Consider the following 20873-nt stretch of genomic DNA (forward strand, 5'->3'; position numbering starts at 1 on the left):
TACTTCCTCAGCATGGTCCATCTCGCCGGCGAGATCCGGCCGGTCCCTCCACCCCCATTATAATCGGATGTTCCGATAGCACCTCCGGCACTATGCCCAAACGCCTCCGGACGAGAATGCAGCATTGCCTTGCCACAATCTGTGGACGCAGCAAATGAGAAGTGGTCATGCGAAACTTAGCAAGATGGTTAGTCCTCTGGATCGACAGGCAGGGCCATCCACTCCATATTCTTGCCGTGGAGAAGCGTCACAAGTATGTTGCGCCTGCCTGCCTGACGTGTGGCGGAAATTGCATCGGTGAACTGTTCGGTCGACGCCAGAGGTTTGCCGGCCAGCCCGATGATGATGTCGCCGGCAGCAATTCCCCGCGCAGCGGCTGGACTGTTCGGTAACACTGCAACCACAATCAGCCCCCCGGCCGATACCGCCTGCCCTGCAACTTCATTCATGCTCTTCGTTGTTCCGGCGAGCCGAAGGCCAGCCAGCGAAAAGAACGAGTCTGGAGTTGCCTCGCTCGCCAGCTCCATCGCGCGAAATGCAGCGTCGGGCTTTGCAGCGGGAAGCAGTTGAAGCGAAAGTGGCTTGCCATCTCGCCACAGTTGCAACTGGACAGCGCGACCAGCCTCGAAAGTCGCCGCTTCTGCCGAGAGTGCACCCATGCCGGCAACAGCACGGCCGTCCACGGACAGCACGACGTCGGAAGCAACAATTCCGGCGCGATCGCTCGGGCTGCCCGGCTCGACACCGATAACCAGCACCCCGTTGCTCGACGTCAGCCCGAGAGCTTCGGCGATATCGCCGGTCAAGCTCTCCACACTCAGGCCCAGTTGCGTACGGCTAACCTTGCCTTGCACCAGCAACTCGGCGATTACGCGCTGCGCCATGGCCGCGGGCAGCGAAAAGCCGATGCCGATATTGCCACCCGCGGGCGCGAGGATGGCGGTGTTGATGCCAACAACTCGCCCGCGCGTGTCAAGCAGAGGCCCGCCGCTATTGCCTTGATTGATGGCAGCGTCGATCTGCAGAAAATCGTGATAGGGCCCATCGCCCAGCGTTCGGCCGCGGCCAGAAATGATCCCCGCAGATACCGAGCCGCCGAGCCCGAAGGGCGAGCCAACCGCCGTGATATCTTCACCGACGCGAGCTTTGTCGCTATCCGCCCATGTCAACGCGGGGTAGCAGCGTGCCAGAGCTTCCATGCGCAGGAGGGCGATATCGGTTCGCTCGTCACTGCCGACAAGAATTGCGCCTCTGAGGCTGCCATCGGCGAGGCGCACCGTGATCTGTTTGGCCTGCGCCACGACATGCTCGTTTGTCACCACCAGCCCATCGCCGGAAACCACAAAGCCGCTGCCAAGCGATTGCCGGGTACTGGCCTGGGTTTCCCGTATCGCGTCGCCAAGGGCTTCTTCGTAACTTTCATTGGTGTCCGGGCCAAACCGCGCCTGCACCTGCACGACCGCTGGCATGACCGCCGTCACAATGTCCGATCGCCCGGATCCTTCTGGTGGTAATTTCAATGGCGCACACGCCGACATCGCGGCGACAGGGGTTATCAGGGCAATAAAGCCGGCAAAAAGCAGTTGCGCCATAGAGTGTCCTTGAATTGATGTGTCCGAACTTCTGGCGCCCATTGATTGGTCGATAACAACAAACCTTGGCATTTTTGAGCGATGTGATTTTCAGCGCAAAAAGGCTTTGGAGGCGAAAGTCTGGTCTGGAAGCCGGGGAGCCTCGAGATAAAGCTCGCCGTTCTGGGTCGGCTCAAGATCGACGGCCAAATGGTGCTGGTTGGCGCGCCGAACAACTCCCTAAATAAAATCACTATGCTGTATTCGGGTTATAATAACAGATGAATGGCCATTACTTTCATCGATTTCGCTCCAATGCGTATTCACCTCAAAGACCGACCCTTTATGTCAATTGTTGGAAACGACTGGCTCTCTCATATTATCATGCGAAAAATCCACGTCGAAGAACCGAACGCATCGGTCAAATCGTCAAGGACTTTGCCACGGCCATCACCGGATACGGTTTCGAGTTTAGTCGAACAGTTCTGAAAAAAACGATTTCTTCCGGCTTTTCCGGCGATAGTGATCATCATCATCGCCGCTTGCATAGGAGATCGGCTTTTCGTTCGGTCGTCTGTGGTCACCGCCCTGATTTTTTGGTTCAATATACGAGCTGCTTCGTTCAATAATCTTGTCGAGTTCGCCTCGGTCCAGCCAAACACCTCGGCAGGCTTGACAATAATCGATCTCGATGCCTGACCGATCGGAGAGCGTAAGCCCGGTCGAGCAGACCGGGCAGGCCATCGCCGCAACTGTTGCAGGGTTTCGCATGACTCATACCTTGCTCTGCGAGCGAAAGCCGCGCAGTCGGCTCAAACGATCCTTGGCTGCCAGCCGAAGCTTTTTTAGTCGCAAGAGCCACCACGCATTTGGTGCTCGCGAACTTTGTTCGCTGCGTATTCTGGACTCAAGCTGGGTTAGTGTTTGCAATAGGCGGTGGTCTGAATCGGACACGGGCTGTCTCCAGGTGATGATGGGAGGATCGGGCCGGCAAAGACGCAAGTCTGGAGGGAGGGACTTGAATCGAGCCAGCCCGATGCGGTCCGACATCGCAGTTATCAGGGATAACAACTGCCAGGGGGGCCCGGCCCGCAATGGACATTTACGGGACGCTGTAATCGCGTACCAATCCAATTTTGCAAGGTCGATGATAGCCTGAGCCTATGGACGGCATCAAATTGAATTAATTTCTTTAACAAGCCGCTGAGCGTCCGCCTGAATGCGTAGAGCAATTGCGCGATACGCGTCGCCATACGCCGCACCTGACCGCCAGGCCGCTGCAATGTGGCGGGTATAGTGCCATCCTTGCGGTCGGAGCACTTGGATCCCTGCCAGTCCGCCGACATCTGACTCAATGTATAGCTCCGGAAGAATAGCCAGCCCAAGCCCGGAGGCGGCCATCTGGTGCACGCAATCGAGGCTCGTGCCCTCATAATCCCGGAGCAATACCATTCCCAGATCCAAACAGATCGCGGCGACCTGGCGGTGGAGGTGGTGACGCGACTCGAGGCTGAGAACCTGCGCCCCTTCTAGGTCTCGCAGCGTCAGTTCCGGCAGTCGTGAGAGCGGGTGATTAGGAGCCGCGACGATTGCCAGTTGCTCGCGAAACAATGGCATGACGTGGAGGCTGTCCCCGACGATCGGCAATGGGCCGAGAAGAATGTCCAGGGAGCCACGCGAAAGTTCGAGTGCCTGTTCCTCGGGAATACCTTCCCGGATATACAGCCGCAGATCTGGCTGCTCGCGGTGAAGTGCTGCCACGATCCTTGGCAAGAGGTAGGGACCGAGAGTTGGGGTGACACCAAGGCGAAGGGTGCCCATGACGAGCTCGCCAGAGCGCCGGGCGAGCGAGCTTATGTCCTTGACCTCAACGATCAGCCGCCGCGCGCGATCCGTGATCTCGCGGCCGATCGGCGTCAGCTGCGCACCCGACGAATTTCGCTCGATCAATGTCATACCGAGACGTTGCTCAAGTGCGCGCAGTTGCTGACTGAGCGTCGGTTGCGACACATGGCAGGCAACTGCCGCTCGACCGAAGTTTTGGGAATCGGCGACAGCGACGAGGTACTCGAATTGTCGCAAGGTCGGCATGCACGAAGCTCCTTCCGGCAATAGCCTCCTTCTATCGAATGACTTCAACAGTGTCGATTTATTTGAATGAACACCCAATGCGCAGCATGATGAAACCTGGTTTGGCAGGAGCGGATTTTTCGTCGCCGCATCTTGCCATTGCGATTGTCAGGGGCACGCTGAGCACCTTGGCGGCGCAGGCCAGAACCGATCGGAGCGAACGGCATCTGGAAGACACACTTGGAGAAATTGCCGACGGCATACGTGCGATGCTGGCAGACGCCTTCGGTGTTGCAACGACTTCGGCGCGTGACGCTGCTGCAGACCGCGGGCGGAGTGCCCGCACGACTGCTCCGCTCGGCGCGCCGTTTCTGCGCGGTGAAGATGGGACATTGTACGTCGGCGGTGATTTGTGTCTTGGCGCCTGCCTCGAGGCGGCATATTTTTACGGGGCCGCCATTGCCAGCGCCATCATCAAACATGAGGTCAGCCTCTGACTGCGCGTCGGCGTGCCTCATGTCCGGCCACTACATCTCGACCGCAGATCAAATCCACGTGGTGGAGTGATCATCATACGGGATGTGTCGAAGACAGCGAGAGTGTGCTGTTCTGTCCTGCGGCGAGGTGCGCGATAGCGTCTTGCCGAACTGACGCTAACGAAGGCTGATGGACAAAGATCTGACCACAGCGGTTCTCTACAATTCCCAATGCCCGATCTGTAACGTCGAAATCGGGCATTATGCCCGATATGCTGGCGAAGCAGGCCTGCCGATCCGGTTTGACGACGCGAATACGGACGCGTTGGACCATTGGGAGCTCGATGACGATACGGCGGCACGCCGGTTGTATGTGCATCACGATGGCGTGCTCATATCCGGCGTTCCGGCGTTTTTGGTTCTGTGGGCCCAGATGCCTCGCTATCGGCTGCTTGGAAAGCTCATGGGGTTGCCAGTGATTAAGCAGCTTGCCAGCCTCGCCTATGATTATGTGTTTGCGCCTGCGCTCTACCGCTCGCACGTGCGCCGTGTCCGCAAGTCATCCGCGGTCATTCCCAATTGATACGGGGAAAACCCCTGGTCCGGATGCGTAATCGCCTGACCATCTATGACAAGGTCGCGGACCAGTGGTGGTCGGACGATGTCCGCTACGTGAGCACGCTCAAGAACCTTGTGCCAGGGCGGCTGCAGTGGTTGACCCCACCATGTTCCTAAAGCCGCGCGAATTGCGCACGGCGATGTTGGGTACAGGGTTGGTGCCGGAGACGATGACCGGTCTTGGCCCGCGCGGGATTGATCGCAACTTCAATCCGACATTCGGGCCGCTGCCACTGACAGCCGTCATGTCCATGGACATCGCGCGAAAATCGAAGGCTGGAGCCATGTCATAACCTCTATGGCAGCAGAATCGGGCGACCCTGTGCCCGCGCCGCGGTACCGGGCCGGCTCGCATCTCATCGTGTATCGGGAGACGTCTGACGCGATCGACGTCGTTCGCGTTCTTCACCAAAAAATCGACATCGGATCACGACTGCTCGATCCGGACTAAGCGGGTCCCCTTTCGGACAGCGCGAGGCCATTCGGGTTAGCACGCGGAAAGGCGATCTACGATTGAGGCTACAAGCCTGGTCAAGTTAGAGGGGATCTCCCGCGCCCAGCATCTTGACGTAGGCTCCAAGCCGTTCATCCATGCACCCCTGCACTTCGACCTGGGTTTTGAGGCTGCGCTCGGCGCACTCATAAACGGCCCGGCACGGCAGCCTGTCCAGTCCGGGATCTCCGCTCGAGCGTTTGACCTTGCACCGAACGCGGCCATGCTTGTCGACCCCGCCGGAGAAGCGGATTGCCTTCAGCGTCTCGCCAAGCACCACGATGTCGGCGGAAGCAGGTTCACCCCGAGACGCGGCTTGAGCCTGAAGCAAAAGAAGCAGCGAGAGCGCCATAAACATAGCGGCAACTGAATAGCGCACTTCGCATCGCATCGTCGAGATGATGTAGGGTGCCAGATGGCCATCAGGCGGACTGCGAAGGCTGTTAACTGCAGTTCTGCTGAAAGTTCGCTTCGGTGTCAACATAGGCCGCTCCCCGCATTGCCAGCGACCGCGGTTACATCTTGATAGATGACTGAATGGCATAGGCTTTCGAGTGGCTTTTGAGACATCATTCATTCTGCCAAAAGTAGGTCAAGTGGGCAGGCGGATCGGATTCCGCAGGCCATTGCGCAATACCCTGCGCATTGCTATGCGAATAGCATGAGCCAGCGAGATTTCTATGACAACGCCATCATCCAAAAGGCCTATACGGCCAAAAAACTGCTCGACCTCGCATATCTGATCCAGGGTCAGGTGACCGAGGTCTATGCCCACAAAGGCATGATTTTCCCGGTCAGTTGTTCATCCACATTGCTCTGTCTGGGCAAACGCGGGCCGGCCTCGGTAACCGAAGTGGCGCGAGCTTTGGCGCACCCGCATCAGACCGTTGCCCAACACCTTAGTACGCTTGGCAGGCTCAACATCGTCGCAACGCGCACCGACGAGACCGACAGGCGCCGTGTTGAGTATATCCTGACAGATATTGGCCAGACCCAGGCCGTCTATCTCAATCAGTACAACGTGGAAGCCGCCGAGGTCTTCGACAGGCTGAACCGGGACATTGGCACCGATCTGGGTGACGTGCTCGACATCGCCATGGCCGCTCTTAGCAACAAAAGTATGGCAGATCGTTTCTGGGATCTGTTCGAACTCGGGTCTCCGCGATCATGAAAAAAACCGCCTATATAATCCTCGTCGTCTCGCTGGCGGCGCTGCTGTTCTGGGCGCTCGCCCCCCGGCAGAAGCTCGCCTCGGCCGACGCCAAAGACTTCGACGCCTTTGTTACCGCCCTGATCGACGAGCAGGCCATCCCCGGCATCGCCATTGCCGTGGTGCGCGCCCGGCAAGTCGTGCATTTACAGGGCTACGGCTATGCGGATGTTGAGGCCAGAAGGCCGATGACGGCCGACACGCCGATGAATATTGCCTCCATCAGCAAGCCGATCCTCGGGATTGTGCTATTGCAGCTGAGGGACAAGGGGCTGTTGGACCTCGATGCAGACATCAACCGCCTGCTGCCGTTTCGCGTGAACAATCCGAATGCCGGTGGCGCGCCGATCACAGTCCGCCAACTGGCGACGCACACTTCTGGAATCGAGGACTATTATGAAATCGCGGATTACCAAAAGGGGGCAGCCTCGCCCACGAAGCTCTCGGATTATCTGCGCAGCCTAGTCTCGGCAGATGGCACGCGATATGAAGCTGGTGCTCACTTTCTGGATGCAAAGCCGGGGACCGCGCGCGAATACAGCAATCTCGGCGCCGGCGTTGCCGGGGCGGTCGCCGAGGCGGTAGGCGGCGCTTCCCTTGCCGCGCTGGCAAAAAACAACGTGTTCGAGCCGCTGGGTATGGCAAACGCTTCGTGGCTGCTGGCAGACTATCCCGTCGGCAAGCTGGCGACACGGTATGAGGTTGCCCAATGCCTGCCCTACACCAGCCTTTGCGCCAGCACGCAGCAGCCGAAGCGCAATTATCTCGTCAACAAGATCTTCCGACCGACCAGCGCCGATCGCCGCCTAGAGGTCTATCCGCAATTCGGCAACCCGAACTACCCTGACGGCGGCGTCAACGCGTCCGCGCGTGACCTGACACTTTTGGCGCAAAGTATTCTGGCGCACGCGAAATACGGCAGGGGGAAGCTGCTGTCTCAAGCTTCGTTCGAGGAAATGTTGAAGCTGCAACTTCCCGCCGAAATTGACGACCGGCAGCGATTCTTTTGGCGCGACCGTAATGGGCTCACGGGTCATTCAGGCTCCGATCTCGGAGTCTACACCAGCCTCTACTTCGACAAGCAAAGGGGTGACGCTATCATCGTACTCATGAACCGCACGCCCGACCTTGAAACCGAGGACGCCATGGCGCGCTTGCATAAACGCGCGCAGGCGGACTTTTTAGGACGTTGATACTGGCGTGGCTACGAACCAGAGTATCTCGTGCTGCCGACACCGAACGGTCCCCTTACGGACGCTTGGGACCTGCCCCGGTGCCCCTTTACAGCCTTGCCGCCGACGGGCTTCGTTATGGCTCTGGCTCAGTCGGTCGAGAGCCGATAACCAATTCCCGTTTCGTTGCGAAGGAGCGTCGGGCGGGACGGGTCGGTTTCGAGTTTCTGGCGCAAGTTTCGCACCACGATGCGCAGATACTCCATGGGCGGGTCGGTGACATCTGGCCAGACGGCGGTGAGCAGTGCTCTGTGCGTCACCACACGGCCGGGGCTGCGGGCGAGCATTGCCAGCACGTCGTTCTCTTTGCGCGTCAGGTGCACCGCGTCGCCGTCGCGTGTCACGCCATGGCCAACTAGGCCGTAAACCCATTAATCGACGTCAGGGACGGAGCTCGTCGCCGGCTGCATAGCGCGGCAGTTCAGCCGCTGCATCGGTTAGAGCGGAAGAGATTTCGGTGAGGCTGAAGCAACGGTCCCACAACTCGGTCGCAAGCAGATTGATAGCCGGACCCAAAACCCTATTCTCGGGCCAAGGGTTCGTCCGGTGAAGCTCTTTCAACACTATGGAGAACTGGTGGGCCGCTTCGTGGAAAGTGGTCTGCAATGCGTCGTTCGCGGCTTGCTCCTGATCATCATCCATCCCGATGTTGTAAGGGACATGTGCTTGAAACGGCAACATACGTGTGACCGGATGGCTTTTCTTTCTCGCTTGGTTCTGATTCAGCATCGGCATGAGCCGATATGATCTAACCGATTTCGAGTGGCGCGTGATCGAGCCGCTTCTGCCCAACAAGCCGCCAGGTGTGCCGCGCGTGGATGACCGGCGCGTGCTGAACGGCATCTTCTGGGTGCTGCGTTCCGGCGCGCCGTGGCGCGATCTGCCAGAGCGCTATGGCCCGCGCACGACGTGCTATAACCGCTTCAATCGATGGCGAGATGCAGGCGTTTGGGGCCGCCTGATGAACGCCATCAGCGCTGCGCACGATGGCGAAATCCAGATGGTGGACAGCACTTCCATCCGGGCGCACCAGCAGGCTGCGACGGCAGAAAAGGGGGTCCAGATCATTTTCTCGGTTGATCACGCGGCGGCCTCACAATCAAGATCCACGTCGTCGTCGACGCGCAAGGGCTCCCGATCCAGCTCGGCTTGACCGCTGGGCAGGCGCACGATGGGCAAATCGTCGACACGCTGCTCGACCATCTCGGCCCGCGCACCATCGTGCTAGCCGACAAGGCCTATGACGCTGACCGCATCCGCGAGATGATCCACGACCAGGGGGCCACGCCCAACATCCCGCCGAAGAGCAATCGCAAGTGGAAGCCCTGCTTTAGCAAGCGCCTCATTCCGACGCATGAACGTAAGCGTCCATGGCGGGTGACCCTGTCCCGGAATTGGCGCTTGCGGCGGGCAATGGGGCGGGCAGGGGGCTTTGCGAAGCGCTCTTGTAGCCGCTGCAGGGCTATTGGCCCAACGTACTATCCGCTCGGTGTACCGCGCTTGTGAGGCTAACGGCTTCGCCGACGCCATACAAAGGGCGAAGAAGGCCAGCCGGCTGACGTGGGCGGCGCCGGTGCAGGCTTACTGCCCGAGCGCGCCTTCGCGTTCCAACCGCTGGCCTTCTTCTGTGGCCAGGAATTTGGCCTGCTCACCAACATAGGCGCGTACGGCCTCGATCTCGCTCTTGGAGAACCATTTGGCGAAACTGACCATCCCCTGCTCGCGCAGCAGGCCACCGTGGACCACTTCGGACCAGAGCTTTGGTTCTGACAGGGCTCTGGCACGGCGCAGATCTGGCACGAGACCGCTGGAGCGGGCGCCGCCGCCATGGCAGATGCCGCAATTGCCCTCGTAAATGTCCTTACCGGTGGCGATTTGGGCCTTTGTGAAGCGATCTTTCGGCGGATTGGGTGGCGCCAGTTCAGGCGATTCATAAGCCGGCAGCTTCTCCGTTCCGCCGAGCTTGAATACCAGCACCCGGCCATTGGGCTGGATGCGCTGAGGGCCATCGGGCAGGCCGCCGGCCATGCCCCATGCGCCGCCATAGCCGGCCATCACGGCCACATATTGCGTATCGCCCACCATATAGCTGATCGGCCCGGCTCCGATGCCGCGTTCGGAACTGAATGACCAGAGCGTCTTGCCATTGGCTGCGTCAAAAGCCTGAAAGCCGCCCTTGGCGTTCCCCTGAAAGACAAGATTGCCAGCCGTGGCCAGTGCGCCGCCGTTCCAAGGGCCATCATATTGGACGCGCCAGGCTTCCTGCTGCTTGACCGGATCCCAGGCGACCAACTGGCCCTTCAACATGGCCCGTGTGGTCCTGGTGGCCTCGAGGCTGTTGGTGGGGGCGTTGAGGGCCCAGGCGACCGCGAGATTCCACGCGCCTTGCTTGTGCGAATAGCCGGTATCTGTTTTGTAGGCACCGGGGATCTCCTGCGCTGGCAGGTAGACCAGACCTGTTTGGGGGCTGAAGGCCATCGGATGCCAATTGTGGGCGCCCAGAGCCGACGGCGAGACCAGTGCCGTAGTCTTGTCAGGGTAGCGCTGGCCGGCCACTTCGATGGGGCGGCCGGTTGCCATATCGACGCCGGTGGTCCAGGTTTGCGGAACGAAGCCTTTGGCCGAGATAAGCTTGCCATTTTCACGGTCGATGACATAGAAAAAGCCGTTTTTGGGGGCCTGCATCAACACCTTGCGCTTTTTGCCCTCGATGGGGAGCGTTGCGAGAGTGATCGGCTGGGTCTGGGTGAAATCCCAAGTGTCTCCCGGTGTACCCTGATAGTGCCAGAGATATTTTCCAGTATCGGGATTGAGGGCCACGACCGACGACAGGAAGAGATTGTCGCCCTTGCCATCTGAGCGGACCTTGTGGTTCCAGGGGCTGCCGTTGCCGACACCGATGTACAGTTGATCCAGTTCCTGATCATAGACGATGGCATCCCACACCGTGCCGCCACCACCGGCCTGCCAATACTTTCCGGACCATGTGTCACCAGCTTTGGCTCTCAGGACTTCATCAGAGACTTCACCGTCGGGACCCTTCGAGGGATCGCCGGGGATGGTGTAAAAGCGCCAGACTTTCTTGCCGGTCATGGCGTCATAGGCACTGACGTAGCCGCGCACACCGAGCTCTGCGCCGCCGTTGCCGATCATGACCATGCCCTTCACGACGCGTGGAGCGCCAGTGATGGTGTAGGGCTGGCTCTGATCGATGGTGACAGTGGACCATTTGACCTTGCCTGTGGCGGCATCAAGCGCGATGAGCCGGCCATCGAGAGCGCCGAGGAAGAGCATGCCGTTCCAGGCGGCTACGCCGCGATTGACGACGTCGCAGCAAGCCGCGTGGCCGCGATCCTTGGGAACTTCGGGATCATAGGTCCAGAGTTCCTTACCGGTGGCGGCATCAAGGGCGACGACCTTTGACCAGGCGGTGGTGGTGTACATTACACCATCGATGACTAGCGGTGTGGCTTCCTGCCCGCGGTTCGTGTCAAGCTCATAGCTCCAGGCGAGGCCGAGCTTGTCAACATTGGCGGCGGTGATCTGATCGAGATTGGCGAAGCGCTGCTCGGCGTAAGTGCCGCCGTGAGTCATCCAGTTGCCGGGGTCGGCGGCGTGGCGAGAAGCCGCTGTGCAGTGACCTGTGCGGCTGGCGAAGTGGCAGCCCCGCCTTGCGCGATGGGCAATACCCATAGGCTGGTTGCGAGTGCTAAAACGCTAACTCCTTTAAAAATATTCATGATTTCCTCCCCAGGAATTCTCGCCCCGTTCATGTTATCACCAGTTTTGGCGGCGGCAATAGACCTCCTGCTGTGTGCAATGGCCGCAACATAGGGTTTGGCAGGCGGTTCGGCGGGGCTGTTTCAGGGGTCTTTTGCGAACGTTGAGCGGGCTCGGGAGGGGTGTCTGACGGGTGCTGTCGGGACGGTGCTGGCGGCCGGAATCCCCCACAATTTGGGAGGGGTGTGGTGCGTGATATCCGGGGTGGTGGCGAACACGGGCAGATTGTTGGCAGTTCGCGCAATTGCCATTGTGGCGGTCATCTGGGCATTTTGGTTTGGTGGAAATTTCGGCAGAGCGCGTGTGGAGCGCTGCCTTGCCGGTGTTGGTGATTTTGGACGAGGAGGGTGATGTGCCCGACGTGCTGGAACAATTGGTGCCGAGCGACGCGACCGCGGTGCGGGAGTATGATGTGTTGATTGTGGGTGCGGGGATTTCCGGCATCGGCAGCGCCTATCATCTGCAGACACAATGTCCGGACAAGAGCTTCGCCATCCTGGAGGCGAAGGAGGACATTGGCGGGACTTGGCACACCCATCGCTATCCGGGGGTGCGATCGGACTCCGATCTTTACACCTTCGGCTATCGGTTCAAACCATGGGTGGGGCCGCCGATTGCGACGGCGGACGAGATCCGAAAATACCTACGGCAGGTGGTGGCGGATGCTGATCTTGGCCGGGCCATGCATTTTGGCACGGTAATCGTGCGCTGTTCATGGTCCAGTGAGGAGAAGCGCTGGACGGTGGAGACGCGGCGCCGTGACGGATCGGCCGGCGCGACTTATCGGGCGCGGTTCATGTGGATGTGTCAGGGCTATTATGACCATGAAAACCCCTATCTGCCTGACTGGCCCGGCATGGAAAATTTTGGGGGAAAGCTGGTTCATGCCCAGAAGTGGGACGAGAACATGGACTATGCCGGCAAGCGGGTGGTGGTCATCGGATCCGGTGCTACGGCTGCGACCGTGATTCCGGCGATGGCCGACAAGGCGGCGCACGTGACGATGCTGCAGCGCTCTCCCACCTATTTCTTCTGCTATCCGAACCGAAGCGATCTGGCGGACCGGCTGCGGGCCATTGGGGTGGACGAGGAGACGGTGCATCGCTGCGCGCGGCTGGACTATCTGGATAATCTGAAAACGCTCGACCGGCGATCGCGGGAAGAGCCGGATATGGTGTTTGAGGAACTGAAGGAGATGATCCGTCAATATGCCGGGCCGGACTTCCAGTTCGAACCGCATTTCACGCCGAGCTATCGGCCGTGGCAGCAGCGGCTGGCGTTTGTTCCCGATGGCGACATGTTCGAGCGGATCAGGGAGGGGAAGGTTTCGGCGGTGACGGACACCATCGACCATTTCACCCCGACGGGCATGCATCTCGGCTCGGGCGACGATCTGGAGGCCGACATTGTGGTGGCGGCAACCGGCTTCAAGCTGTTGGTGATGGGGGGCATCACGTTCGAGGTTGATGGGAAGACGGTGGATTGGTCCAGCACGCCGACCTATCGCGGCATGATGTTCGCCGGCGTGCCCAACATGCTGTGGGTTTTTGGCTATTTCCGCGCGGCCTGGACGTTGCGGGTTGATCTGCTCGGCGACTTTGTGTGCCGGCTGCTAAAACATATGGATGAGCGGCAGGCATCCGAGGTGGGAATCGTGGTGCCGCAATCGTTGGCGGGCGAGGCGCTGACGCCGTGGATCGAAGATGACAATTTCAATCCCGGCTATCTGAAGCGGGACATGGCCAAGATGCCCAAGCGGCTGGGCGACTTGCCGGAATGGCGGCATTCGCAGGACTATTGGCTGGAGGCTCAGGACATTCCGGCGATCGACCTTGATGGCGAGGAATTTTCGTACAGTTGAGTGGGCTGGCCTTGGTCGGCATGGGCTTGGTTCAATGGCCAATCTCCAGGCCGAGCTTCTGGCGGCGATACTCGAGCGCGCCGACGCCGGCCCAGCGCTTGAAGGCGCGGGAGAAGCTGGAGGGTTCGGCATAGCCGAGGGCGAAGGCGACTATTTCAATGGTGTTGCGCCGATCGAGCAGCAATTCCCGGGCGCGGGCGTAGCGGGCGTCATCGACAAGGGTGGAGAAGCGTGTGCCTTCCTCGGCGAGGCGGCGGTGGAGGGTGCGCTCCGAGAGTGCGAAGAGATGAGCGGCCTCTACGGCGCTGAGCGAGGAGCCGTCGCTGCGGATCAGCCGCTCGGCCAGTCGATCGCGGATGAGGCCGCTGGGCTTGGTGCGGTCGAGGGCCCGATCGCAGCGTGAGCAATAGAGCGACAGCAATTCATTATCTGCGAGCGGCAGGGGGAGATTGGCGGCGCCAGGCTTGAAGATCCATTGTGTCTGATCGGCATCGAACTCGACGGGGCACGGGAAATACTTTCGCAGCTCGGACCAGTTGTGCGGGGGGGCAGCGCGTACGGTGACGCGCTCCAGCGGCAGATTACCGCCCATGAGATCGGCCACCAAGGTTCGGATGGCGCCGAGATCACGATGCTCGGTGAAATCGTGGAGATTGAGGAAGCTGCCGCTCCAGGAGCCGACGAGCGCGCAGGCGCCGTTGGTATTCGGAACATAGTGATAGTTGATCAGCGAATAGGTGAGCGACTGGTAGCGGCAGGCGATCTGCAGCGCCTCCCCCAAGGTTCCGGCTGTCATCATGGCGAGACCGAGCGAGCCGTATTTGATGGAGCGATAGCGGAGGCCGATATCGAACCAGATGGTGGGTGCGTTGGCGGTGAAATCGGCAAACCCCTGCTGAAGCAGAATTTCCTCCTGGACCAAAAGCTCGCTTGCCAGATCATCGAGGAGCACCGGCCGGAGGCTGCTGTTCCGGCAGAAGGCGCTCCAATCGAGGTTAAAATCGTTCACCAGCGCGTTACGCATGATACGCGCACTCAAATCCGGCAGCGCCGCGTAGAGAGCCTTGGTGTCCATACTGTCCACCCCCCGAAGAACTGTGTTTTTTTATTGCGGGAACGCTACCGGCCGTTGGCCGCATGTGTCAATAAGTTGGCGACTATAGTCATGGTGGCACGAGCGCAAAGCCATCAACCTTGTCCTAGAAGAATAGGGGGGGGTATGTATATTTTTCAATCACATGCCGTGACGAAATTGGATGGCCGCCCGCAGTTTGCTGCGGCGCTGAAGATGCAGCAAATGCCAGGCCGGCCGGTGGCGTGGTGCTCGTGCTGCTGCTTGATGGAGCGCGGCGAATGAGCGGTCCTTTCATCCTTCCTGAAACTGCCGCTGTTCTGGCCGGGGTGGCCGAGCAGGGCGGTCCTCATCTGGCGGACATGACCGCGGCCGATATGCGGGCCACCTATCTGCAGATGGGGGCGGTGTTCGATGTGCCGGCCGAAGCCAGCGTGCGAACGAGCGACTTTGTGGCGGCCGGCTGCCGGATGAGGGCCTATTTTCCGGGAGTGGCCGAGGCTGGCCCGGTGATCTTGTACACGCATGGCGGTGGTTGGGTGATCGGTGATCTCGATACACATAATCCGCTCTGCACGCTGCTGGCGGCGGCGACCGGCCTAAGGGTGGTGGCGGTGGATTATCGTCTGGCGCCCGAGCATCCTTTCCCGGCGGCGCATGATGACTGCATGGTGGCTGCGCGCTACTTGGCGGGCAGCCCCGCAGAGCTGGAGGCGAACGTGACGGGGCTGGCTGTGGCGGGAGACAGCGCTGGTGGCAATTTGGCATTGTATGTGGCGCGCGAGATGGTCGGCACCGTGGTGGCGCAGCTGCTGATCTATCCATTGGTCGATTCCACTGCGCCGGAGCAGGGCTCATACCTCGACTTCGCCGAGGGCTTCATTCTCGACCGGAAGTTGATGGATCGGTTTATTGACGACTATCTGCCCAACCATGCTGACCGGGGTGGCGCGGAAGCCTCGCCGGGCTTGCATCCGCTGCCGGCTGATCTGGCACCTGCGGTCATCGTGACGGCAGGGCTTGACCCGTTGCGGGACCAGGGCCGGGCGTTGGCGGCGAGGATGGCGGCTATGGGTATTGAAACGCATCTGGTGGAGGCGAGCGGTCTCATTCACGGCATTGCCACCATGCGGGCGGCCTTTCCGACGGCTGACCGGATCATCCGGAGGGCTGTTTTGTTATTCGCTGACACCATTCGTCGCTAATTACAAAAAGTTATTGAATAATAACAATAATAAAAACAAAAAAATCGTATAGACCCTGGGGAGAGTTATATGAAGAAGATCGTTTATTGTGTATTGGCCTCTTCCACTGCGCTGATCGCACTTTGCGCCACGCAACCGGCTTTTGCCGCGGCTGCTGCTGATCAAGAGCAGCAGATGTACGGCGAGATCATCGTGACCGCCAACAAGCGCGCCGAGAACCTGAGCAAGGTCGGGTCGAGCGTGGTGGCGTTCGACAGCTCGATGCTGCAGGATCGGAATATCGTGCGGATCGAAGAGCTTGCGAGCTCGGTGCCGAGCCTTGCGTTATCGCCATCGACACACGGCACGCCGGTCTGGACATTGCGCGGCGTCGGCTTCAACGCGGACTCGCTCGGCGTCTATCCCGCCGTCAGCCTTTCAATGGACCAGGCGCCGATGTCCTTCCCCGTGCTTTCGGGCCGCTCGATGTATGACCTTGAGCGTGTCGAGGTCCTGAAGGGGCCGCAGGGCACGCTGTTCGGCCAGAACTCGACCGGTGGTGCGATCAACTTCGTGGCTGCAAAGCCGACCGATGAGCTGCAGGCCGGGTTCAACATCAACTATGGCCGCTTCAACGAGATCAACGGGACAGCCTTTATCAGCGGCCCGATCAGCGACACGATTGGCATGCGCCTTGCCATAGACGCCGGGCACCGCGATGACTGGCAGTATAGTTTCACCCGGCCCGACACCAACGGCCAGCAGGGCTATGTCGCCGCCCGCCTGATCACGGTTTGGGAGCCGACCGACAAGCTGAAGTTCGAGCTGAACCTCAATGGCTCGGTGGACAGGTCGCAGCCGCAAGCGCTGCAGATAATCGCCTCGCTGCCCTCCAACCCCGCCGCGCCCACGGTTGAGGAACTGACAACGCCATTGACGCCGCGCGACCTGCGTGCCGCCGACTGGTCGACGACGGGCCGTGTAGGCAATGAGTTTCAGGACCCGACGGCCAATCCCGACCCGCGTGGCAACCGGCGCCTGTTCCAGGGCTTCCTGCGCGCCGACTATGAGGTCTCGGACAGCATCGACCTGACCTCGATCACCACCTTCAACACGCTGAGCCAGCAGATGTCGTTCGACCTCGACGGCTCGCGGTTCGAACTGGTCGATAACCCGCGCGACAATGGCCGGATTTTCGACTTCAGCCAGGAAGTCCGTCTTTCAAACGCGGCGTCGGGGGCGCAGTTCCGCTGGACCGTGGGTGCCACATACAATTACAGCGAAGTCGATCAGGAGCAGGACATCACCTATGGTGCCAACTCGCTGGCGAGTGCTGCCAACAACTTCATCTTCATCAGCACGATTCAGAATTCGGGTGTGATGAACAACTATGCTGCGTTTGCCAGCGGCGAATATGATGTGACGGACCGGATCAAACTGAAGGGTGGCGTCCGCTACACGAACACCAGCAACGCCAACTCGATGTGCAATACCGACCTTGTGCCCAGCCAGAATGTGCAGGAGCTGTTCACCCTGTTGGGCGAGCTGCTCGCCGGCCAGACCGTTCCGCTCGGGCCGGGCGACTGCTATTCATTGAACGAGAACAATCTGCCGATCGGCACCGGCGGGGTGCCCGGCGGGCCGCTGCTGATCGACCTGAAGCAGGACAACATCTCGTTCACGGGCGGGATCGACTACCAGGTGACCGACGATACGCTGCTCTATGCGAACATCTCGCGCGGCTACAAGGCCGGCGCCTTCCCGGTGATCACAGGGTCGACGCAGGCGGTGTTCTTTCCGGCCACGCAGGAATCGGTGACATCGTACGAGGCGGGCTTCAAGACGCGGCTGGCCGACAATGCCATCACATGGAGGGGCGCGGCCTTTTATCAGGATTACCGCAACAAGCAGATCCAGGGCACGGTCAATACCGGCTTGTTCGGGCTGCTGCAGCGGCTCGATAACGTTCCGCGGTCGTATATCCTTGGCTTTGAAACAGACATCGTGGTCCGCCCGGTTGATGGTCTCACCTTGACCGGTTCGGCGAGCTACCTGAAGACGAAGGTCCAGGAATATTCGGGCATCACCGTGTTCGGCGACCAGAAGGACTTTGCTGGCAGCAAGCTGCCGTTCGCGCCCGAATGGACGCTGATCGGCGACATCGACTACCGCATCCCGACGGCAAATGACGGCGAATTCTTCGTTGGCACCTCGGTCAATTTCCGCACCGATCAGGCGGCCTATATCGCCGGTGACGAGCTGGCGATCCCCGACAATGGCGTCAATCGCTGGACCAACCGGGTGCCGTTCAACATCGACGGCTACACGCTGGTCGATGCGCGGATCGGCTATACCTTTCCGGGTGAGAAGCTGACGGTGACGGCTTGGGGCAAGAACATCTTCAACACCTTCAATGTCCAGAACATCATCTCCTACAACAACATCATCACCCAGGCGGTGGGCATGCCGGTCACTTACGGGATGTCTTTGCGGGTCCGCTGGAACTGAGATCTCCGCCGTCTGAAGGGAGGCGTGCGGACCGCATGCCTCCCTTTGTTTTTGCGTACGATGGAAAGCTGACCATGGCCTCAGAGACAAACCGGACCGACTCCTCAGCCATCGCGCAGGCGCGGGCGCAGTCGCTTTCGACCATGCTGCGCCGGGCGGCAGAGCGGCACGGCGACAAGACGGCGATCATCTGCGGCGACGTGACCTGGAGCTATGCCGAATTTCATGAAGAGATGGAGCGTCTGGCGGCGGGACTGCGCGCGCTGGGCGTGATGCCCGGCGACCGTGTGGCGATATTGGCGCGCAACAGCCATGCCTTCATGGCCCTGCGCTTTGCGATTGCGCGGGCCGATGCGGTTCTGGTGCCGATCAACTTCATGCTGACGGTCGATGATGTGCGCTACATCCTTGAACATTCCGGGGCGCGGGTGCTGTTTGCCGATATGCACACCATCGAGACGGCGCGCGGTGGTGGCGCCGGGCTGGTTTCGCATTTGCTTGGCATGGACGGAGAGGGACTGTCACCACCGGCAGATGTGCCATCATGGGTGAGCCTGCGGAGCGATGCGGGGCTGGCGCCTGAAGCGCGCGGCGGCGAGGACTTGCTGCAGATTGTCTATACCAGCGGCACGGAATCGCGGCCCAAGGGGGCGATGCTCTCCCACAACAGCGTGCTGTGGCAGTATCAGAGCTGCATCATCGACTGCGAATGGACACCCGACACGGTGGCGCTGCATGCGATGCCGCTGTTTCATTGTGCGCAGCTCGATGCGATGATCGGGCCGGCGCTGCATGTTGGCGCACGCAACATCATCACCAGTTCGCCGGCGGCGGACAATGTGCTGAAGCTGCTGTCCGAGCATCGGATCACGTCGTTTTTTGCGCCGCCGACAGTGTGGATTTCGCTGTTGCGATCACCCGATATTGGTGGCTGCGACCTGTCACGACTGGTCAAGGGATATTATGGCGCGTCGATCATGCCGGTGGAGGTGCTGCGCGAGCTGCGCGAATTGCTGCCGCAGCTCAGGCTGTGGAATCTTTATGGGCAAACCGAGATTGCCCCTGTGGCGACGATCCTTTTTCCCGAGGAACATGCGCAGCGGCTGGGATCGGCGGGTCGGCCGACGCTGCATGTCGAGACGTGCATTGTCGATGATGCGATGAACCCGGTGGCGGTGGGCGAGATTGGCGAGATTGTGCATCGCTCGCCGCAGTTGCTGAGCGGCTATTGGCAGGACCCGGAGCGGACGGCGGAGGCCTTTGCGGGCGGGTGGTTTCATAGCGGCGATCTGGGCACGCATGATGCCGAGGGCTATATCACCGTGGTCGATCGCAAGAAGGACATGATCAAGACTGGCGGCGAGAATGTTGCGTCGCGCGAGGTGGAGGAGGCACTCTACCGCCATGCTGCGATCAGTGAAGTTGCGGTGATCGGGCTGCCAGACCCCAAATGGATTGAGGCTGTGACGGCGGTGATTGTTCTGCGCGATGGGCATAGGCCGAGCGAGGCTGAGGTGATGGCGCATTGTGCGCAGCATCTGGCAGGATTCAAGGCGCCGAAGCGGGTGATATTTGCTGAGAATCTGCCGCGCAACGCGAGCGGCAAGATTTTGAAGCGGGATCTGCGACTGTCGCTTGTGGGGGGTTGAGGTTTAGGCGGCGAGGTAGGAACCGCCGGTGACGAAGATGACCTGTCCCTGGATCATGGCGGCCGACGGGCTGGCGAGATACTCGATCAGGCTGCAATAATCATCATCGACGACGTTGCGGCCCGAAGGGTTGGTGGCGGCAGACTGGCGCATGATTTCGGGGGTCTTGTCGCCATAGACCTGACGCAGGGCTTGAGTATCGACGGCGCTGGGGGCGACGCAATTGGCGCGGACGCCGAGCGGGGCAAGCTCCATGGCGAGATAGCGGATGAGACTTTCGGCCAGCGATTTTCCCGCACCCACGGCGGCATAGTTGGGAAGCGGCGTGCGGCTGCCCCGGCTTGAGAGGAAGAAAACTGTGCTGCCGGGCTGGAACAGCGGCCGGGCGGCCTGCACCAGATAGACAAGGGCCGTGCCATTGAGGTTGATCGCTTCGGTGAGGGCTGCGGGATCGATGGTGAGCAGCGGTGCTGGCACAACCTTGACGGCGCAGTGGACCAGCTGGTCGAGGCGATCGGTTTGGGCGGCAACGGCGGCGAGAACGGCGGCAGCACCTTCGGGCGTGCCTACATCGCCCTGGACGAGATGGCAGCGGGCGCCGGCTGCTTCGATTTCGGCCCGGGCCTGATTGGCGGCGGCGAGATCGGCGCGGAAATTGAGGAACACATCAGTGTCCGGCTTGGCGAAACGGCGGGCGATGGCGAGGCCGATGCCCTTGGTGCCGCCGGTGACGAGGATGGCCATGGCCGGCGCCCTCAGGCGTCTTCGCCCATGGATGAATTGAGCGAGACGCCGAACCGTTCCAGCATCTGGCCGGCGTCAGTGCGCAACGCGGTCCATTCCGGCGTGAGACCATCGCGTTCGAACGCGGCCTTGTCGGCCCAGCTCATGATGGCAACGCGGTGATAATCGGGGGCGGCGCCTTCAAGGCCTTCGCCGAGCCGGATGGTTTCGAGGCCGGCGAGATTTGGCAGGGCGCGGGCGAGGCGCGCGTGTACGTTCGTATATGCCGTTTCGAAGGCCGAGAGGTCTTCGGCTTTTGGTGACGACCAGAGTGCAATGAGCTTGAACATGAGCATATTCCCCAAGGCAAGAATACAGGCTTGGCGAAGCTCCGAAAAACCGCGTTTCACCCTGTTTTTTAATGGC

At 60.4% G+C, this 20873-nt stretch carries 19 protein-coding genes and 1 pseudogene; 10 read left to right on the top strand and 10 right to left on the bottom strand.

Annotated features, from left to right (window positions below; genetic code table 11):
- Positions 1–188: 188 nt before the first annotated feature.
- The 3 genes from FHS79_RS15535 to FHS79_RS15545 all read right to left on the bottom strand — a co-directional run bounded on the left by FHS79_RS15535 (position 189) and on the right by FHS79_RS15545 (position 3662).
- On the bottom strand, positions 189–1592 hold the full coding sequence (locus tag FHS79_RS15535; RefSeq protein WP_184202231.1) for a trypsin-like peptidase domain-containing protein: 1404 nt from the start codon (positions 1590–1592) through the stop codon (positions 189–191).
- Positions 1593–2042: 450 nt separating this feature from the next.
- Entirely contained in the window at positions 2043–2342 is a 300-nt protein-coding gene (locus FHS79_RS15540) for a TFIIB-type zinc ribbon-containing protein (RefSeq protein ID WP_207792387.1), read from the bottom strand.
- A gap of 402 nt (positions 2343–2744) precedes the next feature.
- Positions 2745–3662, bottom strand: a complete 918-nt coding sequence (locus FHS79_RS15545) for a hydrogen peroxide-inducible genes activator (RefSeq protein ID WP_184202234.1) — start codon at positions 3660–3662, stop codon at positions 2745–2747.
- A gap of 77 nt (positions 3663–3739) precedes the next feature.
- On the opposite strand from FHS79_RS15545, the gene FHS79_RS15550 reads away from it, so the two are divergent.
- The 3 genes from FHS79_RS15550 (at position 3740) to FHS79_RS15560 (ending at position 5028) form a co-directional block, all read left to right on the top strand.
- The gene (locus FHS79_RS15550; protein ID WP_184202236.1) at positions 3740–4138 is read left to right on the top strand and encodes a hypothetical protein; all 399 of its coding nucleotides are present in this window, start codon (positions 3740–3742) and stop codon (positions 4136–4138) included.
- 169 nt (positions 4139–4307) lie between these two features.
- Positions 4308–4700, top strand: coding sequence for a thiol-disulfide oxidoreductase DCC family protein (locus FHS79_RS15555; RefSeq protein ID WP_184202239.1), 393 nt, complete (start codon positions 4308–4310; stop codon positions 4698–4700).
- A 127-nt stretch (positions 4701–4827) separates the two neighbouring features.
- A complete protein-coding gene (locus FHS79_RS15560; RefSeq protein WP_207792388.1) occupies positions 4828–5028 on the top strand; it encodes a hypothetical protein in 201 nt (66 codons plus the stop codon).
- A 243-nt stretch (positions 5029–5271) separates the two neighbouring features.
- On the opposite strand, the gene FHS79_RS15570 is transcribed toward FHS79_RS15560, so the two are convergent.
- The gene (locus FHS79_RS15570; protein WP_184202244.1) at positions 5272–5580 is read right to left on the bottom strand and encodes a hypothetical protein; all 309 of its coding nucleotides are present in this window, start codon (positions 5578–5580) and stop codon (positions 5272–5274) included.
- Between the two features lie 309 nt (positions 5581–5889).
- On the opposite strand from FHS79_RS15570, the gene FHS79_RS15575 reads away from it, so the two are divergent.
- Complete coding sequence (locus FHS79_RS15575; protein WP_184202248.1) at positions 5890–6399, top strand: MarR family winged helix-turn-helix transcriptional regulator; 510 nt, start codon at positions 5890–5892, stop codon at positions 6397–6399.
- On the top strand, positions 6396–7631 hold the full coding sequence (locus FHS79_RS15580) for a serine hydrolase domain-containing protein (protein ID WP_184202251.1): 1236 nt from the start codon (positions 6396–6398) through the stop codon (positions 7629–7631). Before FHS79_RS15575 ends, FHS79_RS15580 begins: the two co-directional genes overlap by 4 nt.
- Before the next feature lie 128 nt (positions 7632–7759).
- On the opposite strand, the gene FHS79_RS15585 is transcribed toward FHS79_RS15580, so the two are convergent.
- Together FHS79_RS15585 and FHS79_RS15590 are read right to left on the bottom strand one after the other, a co-directional pair.
- On the bottom strand, positions 7760–8014 hold the full coding sequence (locus tag FHS79_RS15585) for a winged helix-turn-helix domain-containing protein (protein ID WP_243453358.1): 255 nt from the start codon (positions 8012–8014) through the stop codon (positions 7760–7762).
- A gap of 37 nt (positions 8015–8051) precedes the next feature.
- Entirely contained in the window at positions 8052–8405 is a 354-nt protein-coding gene (locus FHS79_RS15590; protein WP_184202254.1) for a hypothetical protein, read from the bottom strand.
- Here FHS79_RS15590 and FHS79_RS15595 point away from each other — a divergent pair.
- Positions 8404–9176, top strand: a pseudogene (locus FHS79_RS15595) (IS5 family transposase). The gene FHS79_RS15590 and the pseudogene FHS79_RS15595 overlap by 2 nt on opposite strands.
- A gap of 75 nt (positions 9177–9251) precedes the next feature.
- Here FHS79_RS15595 and FHS79_RS15600 read toward each other — a convergent pair.
- Complete coding sequence (locus FHS79_RS15600; protein ID WP_184202257.1) at positions 9252–11363, bottom strand: PQQ-dependent dehydrogenase, methanol/ethanol family; 2112 nt, start codon at positions 11361–11363, stop codon at positions 9252–9254.
- A 367-nt stretch (positions 11364–11730) separates the two neighbouring features.
- Between FHS79_RS15600 and FHS79_RS15605 the strand changes: the two genes are divergently transcribed.
- The gene (locus tag FHS79_RS15605) at positions 11731–13311 is read left to right on the top strand and encodes a flavin-containing monooxygenase (protein ID WP_243453357.1); all 1581 of its coding nucleotides are present in this window, start codon (positions 11731–11733) and stop codon (positions 13309–13311) included.
- 31 nt (positions 13312–13342) lie between these two features.
- On the opposite strand, the gene FHS79_RS15610 is transcribed toward FHS79_RS15605, so the two are convergent.
- Complete coding sequence (locus FHS79_RS15610; RefSeq protein WP_184202259.1) at positions 13343–14386, bottom strand: AraC family transcriptional regulator; 1044 nt, start codon at positions 14384–14386, stop codon at positions 13343–13345.
- 245 nt (positions 14387–14631) lie between these two features.
- Between FHS79_RS15610 and FHS79_RS15615 the strand changes: the two genes are divergently transcribed.
- From FHS79_RS15615 to FHS79_RS15625, 3 genes are all read left to right on the top strand, one after another.
- Positions 14632–15588: an alpha/beta hydrolase fold domain-containing protein gene (locus FHS79_RS15615; RefSeq protein WP_184202262.1), complete on the top strand. Its 957-nt coding sequence runs from the start codon at positions 14632–14634 to the stop codon at positions 15586–15588.
- Positions 15589–15657: 69 nt separating this feature from the next.
- Positions 15658–18075 (top strand): TonB-dependent receptor, encoded by a 2418-nt coding sequence (locus FHS79_RS15620; protein WP_184202265.1) that lies wholly within the window; start codon positions 15658–15660, stop codon positions 18073–18075.
- A gap of 74 nt (positions 18076–18149) precedes the next feature.
- Entirely contained in the window at positions 18150–19724 is a 1575-nt protein-coding gene (locus FHS79_RS15625; protein WP_184202268.1) for a fatty acyl-CoA synthetase, read from the top strand.
- A 3-nt stretch (positions 19725–19727) separates the two neighbouring features.
- Here FHS79_RS15625 and FHS79_RS15630 read toward each other — a convergent pair whose 3' ends face one another.
- Together FHS79_RS15630 and FHS79_RS15635 are read right to left on the bottom strand one after the other, a co-directional pair.
- Positions 19728–20468, bottom strand: a complete 741-nt coding sequence (locus FHS79_RS15630; RefSeq protein ID WP_184202271.1) for an SDR family oxidoreductase — start codon at positions 20466–20468, stop codon at positions 19728–19730.
- A gap of 11 nt (positions 20469–20479) precedes the next feature.
- Positions 20480–20797, bottom strand: coding sequence for an EthD domain-containing protein (locus FHS79_RS15635; protein ID WP_207792389.1), 318 nt, complete (start codon positions 20795–20797; stop codon positions 20480–20482).
- Between the last annotated feature and the right edge of the window lie 76 nt (positions 20798–20873).

It is taken from the genome of Polymorphobacter multimanifer, from assembly GCF_014205635.1.
In the GTDB taxonomy this organism is placed as follows: Bacteria; Pseudomonadota; Alphaproteobacteria; order Sphingomonadales; family Sphingomonadaceae; genus Sandarakinorhabdus; species Sandarakinorhabdus multimanifer.

Excerpts from the sequence above, each read along its gene's own strand:
- FHS79_RS15535 (WP_184202231.1), bottom strand. The coding sequence starts at position 1,592 with ATGGCGCAACTGCTTTTTGCCGGCTTTATTGCCCTGATAACCCCTGTC.
- FHS79_RS15540 (WP_207792387.1), bottom strand. The coding sequence starts at position 2,342 with ATGCGAAACCCTGCAACAGTTGCGGCGATGGCCTGCCCGGTCTGCTCG.
- FHS79_RS15545 (WP_184202234.1), bottom strand. The coding sequence starts at position 3,662 with ATGCCGACCTTGCGACAATTCGAGTACCTCGTCGCTGTCGCCGATTCC.
- FHS79_RS15550 (WP_184202236.1), top strand. The coding sequence starts at position 3,740 with ATGCGCAGCATGATGAAACCTGGTTTGGCAGGAGCGGATTTTTCGTCG.
- FHS79_RS15555 (WP_184202239.1), top strand. The coding sequence starts at position 4,308 with ATGGACAAAGATCTGACCACAGCGGTTCTCTACAATTCCCAATGCCCG.
- FHS79_RS15570 (WP_184202244.1), bottom strand. The coding sequence starts at position 5,580 with ATGGCGCTCTCGCTGCTTCTTTTGCTTCAGGCTCAAGCCGCGTCTCGG.
- FHS79_RS15575 (WP_184202248.1), top strand. The coding sequence starts at position 5,890 with ATGAGCCAGCGAGATTTCTATGACAACGCCATCATCCAAAAGGCCTAT.
- FHS79_RS15580 (WP_184202251.1), top strand. The coding sequence starts at position 6,396 with ATGAAAAAAACCGCCTATATAATCCTCGTCGTCTCGCTGGCGGCGCTG.
- FHS79_RS15590 (WP_184202254.1), bottom strand. The coding sequence starts at position 8,405 with ATGCCGATGCTGAATCAGAACCAAGCGAGAAAGAAAAGCCATCCGGTC.
- FHS79_RS15600 (WP_184202257.1), bottom strand. The coding sequence starts at position 11,363 with ATGGGTATTGCCCATCGCGCAAGGCGGGGCTGCCACTTCGCCAGCCGC.
- FHS79_RS15610 (WP_184202259.1), bottom strand. The coding sequence starts at position 14,386 with ATGGACACCAAGGCTCTCTACGCGGCGCTGCCGGATTTGAGTGCGCGT.
- FHS79_RS15620 (WP_184202265.1), top strand. The coding sequence starts at position 15,658 with ATGAAGAAGATCGTTTATTGTGTATTGGCCTCTTCCACTGCGCTGATC.
- FHS79_RS15625 (WP_184202268.1), top strand. The coding sequence starts at position 18,150 with ATGGCCTCAGAGACAAACCGGACCGACTCCTCAGCCATCGCGCAGGCG.
- FHS79_RS15630 (WP_184202271.1), bottom strand. The coding sequence starts at position 20,468 with ATGGCCATCCTCGTCACCGGCGGCACCAAGGGCATCGGCCTCGCCATC.
- FHS79_RS15635 (WP_207792389.1), bottom strand. The coding sequence starts at position 20,797 with ATGTTCAAGCTCATTGCACTCTGGTCGTCACCAAAAGCCGAAGACCTC.